The 5396-nt window shown below is 43.9% G+C and carries 6 protein-coding genes and 2 pseudogenes; all 8 read right to left on the bottom strand.

Annotated features, from left to right (window positions below):
* Positions 1-80, bottom strand: a pseudogene (locus Q0191_RS03285) (30S ribosomal protein S7); the annotation flags it as partial.
* A gap of 19 nt (positions 81-99) precedes the next feature.
* Complete coding sequence (gene rpsL, locus Q0191_RS03290) at positions 100-513, bottom strand: 30S ribosomal protein S12 (protein WP_005591658.1); 414 nt, start codon at positions 511-513, stop codon at positions 100-102.
* A gap of 303 nt (positions 514-816) precedes the next feature.
* Complete coding sequence (locus Q0191_RS03295) at positions 817-1434, bottom strand: hypothetical protein (protein ID WP_297663814.1); 618 nt, start codon at positions 1432-1434, stop codon at positions 817-819.
* A gap of 15 nt (positions 1435-1449) precedes the next feature.
* Positions 1450-2265 carry a pur operon repressor gene (gene purR / locus Q0191_RS03300; RefSeq protein ID WP_045500510.1) on the bottom strand — a complete coding sequence of 272 codons (816 nt, stop codon included), beginning with the start codon at positions 2263-2265 and terminating at the stop codon, positions 1450-1452.
* Positions 2266-2465: 200 nt separating this feature from the next.
* Positions 2466-3410, bottom strand: a complete 945-nt coding sequence (locus tag Q0191_RS03305) for a 3'-5' exoribonuclease YhaM family protein (protein ID WP_297663817.1) — start codon at positions 3408-3410, stop codon at positions 2466-2468.
* Positions 3400-4659: a DNA recombination protein RmuC gene (locus Q0191_RS03310; RefSeq protein WP_297663819.1), complete on the bottom strand. Its 1260-nt coding sequence runs from the start codon at positions 4657-4659 to the stop codon at positions 3400-3402. The genes Q0191_RS03305 and Q0191_RS03310 overlap by 11 nt, the downstream gene beginning before the upstream one ends.
* A 1-nt stretch (position 4660) precedes the next feature.
* Entirely contained in the window at positions 4661-5293 is a 633-nt protein-coding gene (locus Q0191_RS03315) for a thiamine diphosphokinase (protein ID WP_297663821.1), read from the bottom strand.
* Positions 5286-5396 (bottom strand): annotated as a pseudogene (locus Q0191_RS03320) (ribulose-phosphate 3-epimerase); the annotation flags it as partial. The pseudogene Q0191_RS03320 and the gene Q0191_RS03315, both read right to left, overlap by 8 nt.

The raw sequence follows: 5396 nt of genomic DNA on the forward strand, positions 1-5396 counted from the left end.
ATAAGACGAGTAACTAATTGTGAATTGTAAAGCGGATCTGGCAATACTTCGCGCTTAGGCGCACGGTTTTTACGACTCATTTATCTTTATCCCCTTTCCTTATGCTTTTGGACGCTTAGTACCGTATTTAGAACGGCCTTGCTTACGGTCAGTAACACCTGCTGTATCAAGTGCACCGCGGACGATATGGTAACGTACCCCTGGAAGGTCTTTTACACGTCCACCACGAAGAAGCACCACGCTGTGCTCTTGCAAGTTGTGTCCGATACCTGGGATGTAAGCTGTAACTTCGATCAAGTTGCTCAAACGTACACGGGCAAATTTACGAAGGGCTGAGTTAGGCTTCTTAGGTGTCATAGTTCCGACACGAGTTGCAACACCACGTTTTTGCGGTGAAGATACGTTTGTTTGAACTTTTTTGTGGCTGTTGTAACCAACGTTCAAAGCTGGTGATTTAGATTTTTCTACTTTTGATTTACGCGGTTTGCGAACCAATTGGTTAATTGTAGGCATCTACATTCTCCTGTATTTTTTTAATTTTGGTGATGATACACTTGGTGACAGCTATCATCTGTGTGTACTTTTGCAACATTTGTCAGCACGTCTCTGTACACTTTTGAGAGACCAAAAGTAAAAAGTACCGTTTATCATTGTAACACAGAAGCATATCCTCGTCAATAGGTTTTCTTAATTTTTTGCTTATCTTCACTTCTTAATCAACCCTTTACTTGATTATTATCATCTTAAAGATCTGAAAATATGCTACAACTGATTGTTGATAAACACTTAAATACCAATCAAAATATGTATTCAATTCTATTTTTCACTTGAAGTCTGGGAAGGAACCACCGTATTTGAAGAAGCGCCCGAAGTATCTGAAGACAGGCTTGGTATCTCCGAAGATGGACTTGGGGTAACTTCTGGACTAGAGGATGGTGCAGGAGTCGAACTTTCTTGTGGCTGTATTCGTGGTTCGATGGAGATGGCAGGTGTTCGATAAACTGGCGCAACAGGCGTAGGAGAGAACGACTGCTGCTGGTCTGAATCAGGTTCAGTGGATTCCTCAGGTGTCTTCATTGCATCTTTTACGGCTTGAATTCGACCTTGGAACTTAGCTTTGGCTTCCTCATCTTTTACCTTGTCAACCGCTGCTTGTGCTTGAGTCAAACTTTCATCGGTACGCTCTTCTTCTAACTTTTTAACAGCTACTTCAGCATCCTGAATCGTATTATCTTCTGACGATGCTTTCTTAGTAGAACTGGCTTTACTGGAGCTTGAACGTCTACTGTAACTGACTGTTTTGGTGGAGCCCGTATTCTTCTGAGCTGGTTTTAAAAATATAAGTCCAGAAACCAAAATAAGCAGCATTATTGCCAGGATTCCTAAACGAACAAGGTTAGAAGCTCTCTCTAATTTATCAAAAATATTTCTCATAATTCTTTCCTAAAGTTAATCAAATATATTCCCAATCTCAACATCAATCATATTTGATTTAACGTCGATATTGGTCACCTTTAACAGCGATTTGTATTCCAGATGATCGCGATTGGCTTGCGCATTGTCTGCAAAGACCGCTACTCCTGCCAACTCCGAATCAAACTCAGACAGAAGACTAATCATCCCATTAACCGTTCCGCCTCCCTTGAGAAAGTCATCGACAATCAGCACTCGACTTCCAGCCTTTAGGCTACGTTTTGAGAGGAACATTTTCTCAATCCGATCTCCGCTAGAGCCAGAGACATAGTTGACACTGACCGTAGAGCCCTCAGTGATTTTCAAATCGCGACGGACAATGACAAAGGGAACATTCAAGACATTAGCGACAGCATTGGCCAAGGGAACACCCTTGGTCGCCACTGTCATAACGGCATCAATCTTTTGATCTTTAAAAGCTTTGGCAATGATGCGGCCAATATTATTGAGGATAGATGGCGTACTGAGCAAATCTGATAAGTAGATATAGCCGCCAGGAAGGATTCGATTACTCTCAGACAGCTGATCGCGGAGGTCTTGAACGATAGCCTTGGCCTCCTTTTCTGAAATGGAAGGAGTGAAGACGACACCTCCTCCAGCACCGGTAATTGTCTCAATCGTACCAATTTCGATTTCTTCAAAGGCACGTTTGATAATCACAATGTCTTCTGAAATGGAAGACTTGGCAGACTCATATTTCTCTGCAAATGTGTTTAAACTTGTTAATTGGTAAGGATGGTTAATCAAGTAATTGGAAATAACCACCATGCGCTCACTTCTTCTTAATTTCATTTTTTCACCAATTCGACTCCACCAAAATCAGCTACAAACTAATCTATGAGCTAGGATCTTCTCGCACAGAGCACAAATCAGCTCTTTCGATTTCAAAGTTTGGAGTGATTTCTATGAATATTTATTTTATTTTTTTCATTATATCATACTATATCAAAAAAACGAACATTATACTAAATATAATGCCCATTTTTCGTATTTCACTTATCAATTTTTGGTTTATAGAAGGAACGATTTTCCAATGCGAATATTTTATTGGTCATTTCTCCTGGAGCAACGAGAGACAGAGCCGTGGTCATCATCATCATTTCCGCATCCAGATTGTCAATCATGTGTAGGATTTCTGCTTCCATAATCTTTGGACGAACGGGACTGCCGTATTCAAGGAGACCGTGGTGACTGAGGAGGACATGGCGCAAAACGATGACATCTTCCTTGGTATCATCAATTTTCAGCTCCGCCAAGGTTTTGGTCAATTCTTCGTCAATCAGCGCAATATGGCCAATCAGATTGCCTCGCACGGTGTATTCCGTATTTTCCGGACCGCTCAACTCAATGACTTTGGCCAAGTCGTGCAACATAATCCCCGCAAAAAGAAGGCTTTTATTGAGCTGAGGATAGATGTCACCAATTGCATCCGCTAGCTTGACCATGGTAGCTGTGTGAAACGCAAGTCCTGATTCAAAAGCATGGTGATTGGTTTTCGCTGCTGGGTAAGAATAGAATTCCTTATCGTATTTGCTGTAAAGCGAACGGACCACGCGCTGCCAGACTTGATTTTCAATTTTGAAAATCATTTGCGCCAGGTATTCCCGCAGTTCTTTTTGATCAACAGGTGGTTTTTCTTTGAAATCCGCAGGATTATTGGGCTCACCAGCTTTGGGTAGGCGCAGGGTCAACTGATTAACCTGCGGGGTGTTATTGTAGACTTCGCGACGGCCTTGCATATGGACGACTTTCCCCGCTGTAAATTCTGACACATTATGAGGCTGGGCATCCCACAATTTCCCTTCAATCACTCCAGTATCATCTTGGAAAGTGAAGGCGAGGTAATTTTTCCCAGCTCTGGTCTGTCGGACTTCGGCCGACTTAATCAGATAAAATCCTTCAAACAATTCATCCTTTTTCATTTGATTAATTTTCATAATCTTCCCTTTCATCTGGAATATCTAGCAAGTGTAACTGAAGGTCTTGGTCCGACAATTCAATATGTCGCAGCGTTCTCTCAATAGCATTGGTTCGGCGAGTCAGTAGCTCGTCAATGCTTCCAGAAGCGTTCTTCAAGTGCTTCTGAGCCTTGGCTAGAATGCCGCCAAATTTATTAAATTCCAGCTTGACGCTGCCCAGAACCTTGCTGATGTCATCTGCGCTACGCTGGATGTTCAGTGTTTTAAAGCCAACTGAGAGAGAATTAAGCAGGGCTGACAAGGTAGACGGTCCAGCTACGACAATCTGCTCATCTCGCCGCAAACCGTCGAAAAACTCTGGATTGCGAACCACTTCAGAATAGAGTCCCTCCGTTGGCAAAAACATAATCCCAAAATTCGTCGTAGCTGGCGGAGCCAGATATTTACTCTTGATATCCTTGGCAAAGCGCTTGACGCTAGCCAACAGCGACTTACGGTAAAGTTCAATCTCTTCCTTGTTGCCCGATTCATAGGCATCTTCCAAGCGATAGTAATCCGCCAGAGGAAACTTGGAATCGATGGGCAGGTAGACATAGTCCTGCTCTGTCTGCCCAGGCAACTTGATAGCATACTCCACGCGCTCACTAGAACCTGCCACTGTGGCAAATTCCCGCTCATACTGGCTGGGCGTCATGATGTCTTCGATAATTTGTCCCAGCTGGAGTTCGCCCATAATGCCGCGGGTCTTGGTATTGGAAAGAACCTTATTGAGACTGCCAACATCCCGAGCCACTGTCTGCATCTCTCCTAAACCACGATTGACAGACTCTAGCTGCTTGGACACCGTCTCAAAGGAGGTCTGCAGGCGACTCTGCAAAGTCTTCTCCAATTTTTCCTCAACGGTCTGGCGCATCTGCTCCAGCCGCAGGTCATTGGACTCCTGAATCTGACGCATCCGCTCATCGGTTTTATCTCGATTTTTGCTGAAACTCTCCGCCATTTCGGTTCGCAAATCCGTCAAATGGAGGTGCAAATCTGTTCGAACTTCGGCTAACCGATCGCCCAGAACCAGTTCCAACTCTTTTTGCCGAAGAGCCTCCTGATGTCTTTCCTGCTCAAAGCGGTAATCCAGCTGGTCGGACAAGTGATCCTCCTGCTCTTCTAGCAAGACTCTGATTGCCTGCTCCTGCTGCCCCTGTCTCTGCCAGAAGAAATAGAGAAAGACCAGATTGATGATAAGCAGGATGATGATGACGATATACTCCATATCAACTCCTATCTTTACTGTAAATAACAACCGTATAACCCCCGTCAAAGGATAAAAATACAGGTCTATCTATAAATTCGTTAGAAGCATAGACTTTTTTAAAGAAAAAATTCGTTTCATTTAAAGGATATTTGGCTCCTTCAATGGTCAAAGGAACATCTTCGGTCGGCAGAAAGGCCAGATAGTCCATGCCTTCCACTGGCTTGATTTCATGACGGCCAGAGGGCACATAGCGGAGGCAATTCTGGGCATCAACTAAGATCAGCTGTTCCATATAGGGAGCGATTTTATCATTGCTGGGTAAGAAAACATTGGCCAGAGCATGGTCTAAACGACCGCCAAAGGCGCCGAAAATCGTCAGATAAGCATCTGGATAGCGCTCAAAGCAAGCCAGAACAGCCAATTCTAAGTCCGTATCATCCTTTTCAGGCTGAGCCTGAATGACTTCCTTGGCGCCAGCTTTTATGCGCAGCAATTCTTCATCGGAAACAGAATCAAAATCGCCAATCGCTAAGTCCAGAGGCAAGCCCTGCTTTAGCAGATAAAAGGCACCACGATCAACTCCGACAAAAACATCAAAATCCCGATTGACCGCAGTCAAATCACCGCCAGCAAACAGAGCAATTCTAGGCATCTAACGCATCCCTCAAGGTCTGAACTTGATGGCTGACATCACCTTTGAAGACATAGCTACCTGCTACGAAAATATTGGCGCCAGCTTCTCTAGCCATCTGAAT

Source organism: uncultured Streptococcus sp. (assembly GCF_938036805.1).
Lineage (GTDB): Bacteria > Bacillota > Bacilli > Lactobacillales > Streptococcaceae > Streptococcus.